General features: G+C 39.0%; 6 protein-coding genes. 4 read left to right on the top strand and 2 right to left on the bottom strand.

All coding sequences use genetic code 11. The features are described 5' to 3' along the window. Positions 1–758 precede the first annotated feature (758 nt). Complete coding sequence (locus AB6E85_RS25680) at positions 759–1322, top strand: hypothetical protein (RefSeq protein ID WP_102534333.1); 564 nt, start codon at positions 759–761, stop codon at positions 1320–1322. A gap of 43 nt (positions 1323–1365) precedes the next feature. Here the strand turns inward: AB6E85_RS25680 and AB6E85_RS25675 are convergent, their stop codons facing one another. Beyond that, positions 1366–1767 (bottom strand): hypothetical protein, encoded by a 402-nt coding sequence (locus AB6E85_RS25675; protein ID WP_102534332.1) that lies wholly within the window; start codon positions 1765–1767, stop codon positions 1366–1368. Positions 1768–1865: 98 nt separating this feature from the next. Between AB6E85_RS25675 and AB6E85_RS25670 the strand changes: the two genes are divergently transcribed. From AB6E85_RS25670 to AB6E85_RS25660, 3 genes are all read left to right on the top strand, one after another. Continuing rightward, positions 1866–2150 carry a helix-turn-helix domain-containing protein gene (locus tag AB6E85_RS25670; protein WP_372144789.1) on the top strand — a complete coding sequence of 95 codons (285 nt, stop codon included), beginning with the start codon at positions 1866–1868 and terminating at the stop codon, positions 2148–2150. 213 nt (positions 2151–2363) lie between these two features. Next, the gene (locus AB6E85_RS25665; RefSeq protein WP_372144787.1) at positions 2364–3434 is read left to right on the top strand and encodes a hypothetical protein; all 1071 of its coding nucleotides are present in this window, start codon (positions 2364–2366) and stop codon (positions 3432–3434) included. Between the two features lies 1 nt (position 3435). Continuing rightward, the gene (locus AB6E85_RS25660) at positions 3436–3957 is read left to right on the top strand and encodes a hypothetical protein (protein ID WP_372144786.1); all 522 of its coding nucleotides are present in this window, start codon (positions 3436–3438) and stop codon (positions 3955–3957) included. 186 nt (positions 3958–4143) lie between these two features. On the opposite strand, the gene AB6E85_RS25655 is transcribed toward AB6E85_RS25660, so the two are convergent. Further along, positions 4144–4398, bottom strand: a complete 255-nt coding sequence (locus tag AB6E85_RS25655; RefSeq protein WP_372144784.1) for a hypothetical protein — start codon at positions 4396–4398, stop codon at positions 4144–4146. Between the last annotated feature and the right edge of the window lie 217 nt (positions 4399–4615).

Raw genomic sequence — 4615 nt, 5'->3', positions numbered from 1 at the left:
ATAAGCATATCAATGTGATTTACCGCTACGCGGTTGTGCCGACTGCGTCGTCACCATTACTTTTCAAACTTAAAGTCCTTTCTATAAGAAACTTTATATTTGAAAATTGAAATGCCGAAAGTACTGCACGACGCCAGTCGTACACGCGTAGCGTGTTAAACACCACATATGAGATTAAACGTAATAGTCACGTTGGTATGTGATTGTGCATTCGTTGCGCTCATGCTGTCGCTACGCGACGCAGTGTATGATATCCAATTGAATTAGAACTAAACGTGATTACGATTGAGCCGACGCCAGTCGGTGATTGAGTGCAAGCTTTAGCTTGCTAATGCTGCATATAAGATTAAACGTAATTGGTTACGTTGGTAATAGACTGTGCGACTACGTCGCTGTCGCTACGCGACGAATCACATTGAATGAAGTCTTTTAAATGTGGTGAATGTACATATAGTTATTAAAGGTTAAGTTGTTGATTATTATTTGTTTTATTCTTTAAGATGTCCGTATTTTGTATCTAAATGTCCGTATTTTGTCATCCCTATAAATACTTGTATCAAAGTTTACCACCCAATAATCCCATGCGATAATAGTCTTTGTTGGTAAATAACCAACCGAAATAGTATGTACGCTTGACCTCGTACTGATAGTCTTTAGAGACGCTTTCTAGTCAACTGCGTTCTTAAGTTCCGAATGAGTTCCTACTTTTTAGTAGGTGTCTCTAAGGGTTATCGCTGTTTCATTAAACGGAACTTAACATGACAAAATCAACGCACGTTGTGGACGTGTTTCAGAATAATCAGTACATCCCTCGCAAGGGGTGGGCTCTCAAGAATTTTAAAATAAAGGAAAATGAGTCTGTTTTTCCTTTGGTGAACCCAGATTCATATAAGCGCTGTAAGCAACCAATTTACAAAGAAATGAGAGAGTTAAATTACCCTCGCAAAGGGAATGATAGACTTTATAAAAAAATGAATACTATCGAAGACCTACATAAATGTTGGTTTCACATTATCACAAGAGGTAAACACCTCAGAGTCTACGTCCTAAATCCTAATAATTGGGAAATCAATTTCTTTCATTACACCAAGAACAAAATTGCCCATTTTAATGGAATTGCTCATTTCATGGAGAGTAGTCCCAAACTAGATGTCGCACAGGAGACCATTTTGAAGAATACAAATAAACGAGTTTTGCCACTTAAGAAGAGTGCTAACCTAGAAGAAAACACTATGCATAATAACGAACTCACTACCGTAGTGAATTCATTGAATGATGAACTCGAAAAATTACGTGCCGAGATTAGGTTACTAAAAAGCTAAAAAAGGACGAGCCTCAAATGAGATTCGTCCTTTAAACTAAACCCTATCGCACAAAGTACACCCTTTTCCATGCTGCCACTATCTTGCTCCAACCGTCACCAGTTGATTTATCAGACGCATCACATTGCGCTCTAGTCATTGAGCCATTAATTAGCGTCTTCTCATGCTCAATTGCAGCCATACCCGCTGCCACTCCCTGATTAAACTCCGTTTCATACCAAGGGTTCATACTAGACTTAAGTGACCTAAGTTCCTTTAGTGCCTTGTTGGTATTTGGTGTCGGATAAGACTGACAGAACATCGGATTGTTAGCATACGTATCTAACAACGTTAGGTACATGCCTGCCATTTGATAATCTTCTTCGGTAGCGTTGGTGGTGAACTCAAGTGCGTGTATAGATGGTGATGCCAGTGCTGCACAAAGCAATAGTGATTTAACTTTCATATATCCCTCATATTAATATAAGTTTCGGAAATCCGAACCTTTTTAGCCAATATAACGATTAGCCTTTTGTTCCACAATCCGAACGAGAGATTTTTCGCATGGGTAAGAACTTAATCGGGACTAGAATCAAAGAATTGAGAAAAGACAGAGGGTGGACACAAGAAGACCTTGCTGCTCAATTCCAATTGCGGGGTGAAAGCTGGGGGATAAGTCGCCAAACTATTGCCAAAATCGAAACTGGTGTTAAGCCTCTGAGAGACATAGAGGTTGTGCAACTTTCTTTGATACTTGAAACGCCTATTAAAGAGCTATTTGAAGCACCAGACCTATTACCCCGCTTACAAGAATTCCTAGACACAAATAAAAAAACGAACCTCAATTAAGAGGTTCGCATTCTTTGCGTTCGCGAGCCTGTGCGAGTGGAAAGTTCGATAACGTATCGCAACTGTGTTTAGCACCCTAATCGTATGAAAACCACTTAGCGTTACATCACCTTTTCTTACTTTAATGCTTTATAGCGTAGTAGTTTTATTGTGGGTATGTGCTACTGGTTGTATTATGGTCAGTAAGTTTTGACCACTGTAAGGAAGTGTGAATTGTCGAAAGAAACTAAGCGTAGAACCATCAACTATAAACTGGTGAAAATGGGTAACCATCCCATAACTCTTCAGCAGATGCTTGAATCAACACTTCTTGATAAAAAATCTGCATATCACAAAGCAGCTAGTCGTAGAGAGTCGTTAACTGAGGATGGTAACTCATTCCGTTTTATTAATAGATTCAACAACTATGATAATGACATGCTAATGTGCCAAATCGTACAATTTGAACAGGGTCGAAGCCAAATGACAATCGTCATTGATGAAGATGCAGACATGTTTGAAGTAAACCCGATTTCAGCACAAGACATTAAGCAGAGTAAGGTCGGTAAGAACAAAAGTGGGTCTACAGAGTTTCTGGAGTCAATGGCCTATTTTGGGGTGATGGGAAATCATATGGTAGTGATGGGTTCTCAAGCTTTGAAATCAAAAGAATTAGAGCGACATTTAGAGTGGTATCTCAAAGTGTTGACTCAACAAAATATTGATTCAGCAATTATACTTAGTGACAGACCTACAGCTACAGCTATGAAGCAGCTAGAAAGAGCACCAGCCAAGAGTGTTTCTATTGGTTCTGATATTACTTATGAGCAAGATGTTACCTCCTTGCCAGAAGCTCCTGTTGCTGAACCATATGAGCATGATGTGACTGAAGCAAAGAGTGTTCGCTGGACTCCGTCAGGTCTTGGTGCTGATATTTTAGAGTGTCTTAAAAGCAATGGTTACGTTGGGAACTTTGATTTCAATGAGACCTTAGATGATGCAAACCTTCAGGTGAGTATTGAATTTAAGTACAGCCGAAAAACTACCAAGTCAGGTCAAAAAGTAATTGATACACTGTCTTCTTCGCTGCGTCATTTGGATAAAGAAGATGTTAAAATTAACTTAAAAGGTGGTGGTGAAATCAAAGGGGATGAGCTAAAGCTTAGTCATCAAATTAACCTTGGTTTTTACGAGGGAAAAGTTGATGAATCAGACCTTTATTATCAAATGAAGCAGTGGATTCAAGCAAAAATTATCACTAAAGAAGTTGTTCCTGATTTTCAAGATATTGTAGCGGAAGCGTAATTTGAACATAACTAAGCAGAAAGGAAATGTTGTTGGTTTTTTGCTGCCGTTGATATTGGTAGGGACTGCTTTTGCTTATCTGTTTAGCTCTTACTCTTGTGTTATTCCTTCTGGTGGCCCTGTGCCTTACGTTTTTGTATCTCTTTTTGTTTTCCCAATAGCTACTATTTGGCCGCTGTTGAAAGACTTAACTGAGTTGCAAGAGACAAGCTCAATCACGCATACAGAAAGAAAACGACTGTCCGATATGGTGGGAGAGGTTCAGCGTTACTTGAAAGCGAGTGCCTTTATGCTTTTAGCTTTTGGTGGTATTACTGGTACTGTTTTGTATTTGGTGGTTATTGGTGCAATGACAGCAAAGGTCGCTTTGAGTGGTATAGGTTTTTTTGTTGGTTCCGCCATTTGTATATTTGTATTTCTTTTCAATATGCGTTTAAAAGTTCAGAACTACAAAGCTAAGTTAGTTAGTCGCGTTGAAGAGCAGAAGCAGTCTAAGAAGCTCTTAGACCGATTCAAAAATTAGCCAGAAGAAAACACTGCACAACAACAAACTCACTACCGTAGTGAATTCGCTGAATGATGAAATCGAAAAATTACGTGCCAAATTAAATCATTTAAAACCAAAAAAAGGACGAACCTCAACTAAGAGATTCGTCCTTTATTCGTTACGAGTCTAATACTGCGAAAATGTCGATAATCGCAACTGTATTTAGTAGGTATATGGTTCGTCGGTCTCTGCCCAGTCTGTTTCTACTTCGTTCAAAATACGGACTTGACCCTGTGTTGGTTCATCAGTCTCAGCCCAATCTAAACTAGGTAGTTCATCGGTTTCATTCTCAGTACCGACTCTAAGTATTTCATCTGTTTTACCAATTAACCAAGCCCACTTACTACGCTGACTTTTTCGAAATTTCGTTATGCTAACTATGTGACCGTTGTGTTGGTGAATCTTGATTCGCCACATGTTGCTATGTACTGGAATAGCCTCGACCTTTCTAACTACCTTTCTTAACTCTGCATTGAATTGGACAGCATCATTTTGTAGGTTAATCAGTAGGTTTGAATCACTAACAATCTCAAGTGAATCGCGTTCAATGCGAAGCTCAGAAAGCTCATTCGTTGTTTTATACCAATCCGGAAAATTAACTGATCAGGTCAATCCAATCTCTTGTACACATTTT

Origin of the sequence: Vibrio sp. 10N.247.311.51, from assembly GCF_041467855.1 — a bacterium.
Taxonomy (GTDB): domain Bacteria; phylum Pseudomonadota; class Gammaproteobacteria; order Enterobacterales; family Vibrionaceae; genus Vibrio; species Vibrio coralliirubri.
The sequence above is the reverse complement of the archived record's forward strand: the minus strand, read 5'-3'. Positions and strand labels throughout refer to the sequence as shown.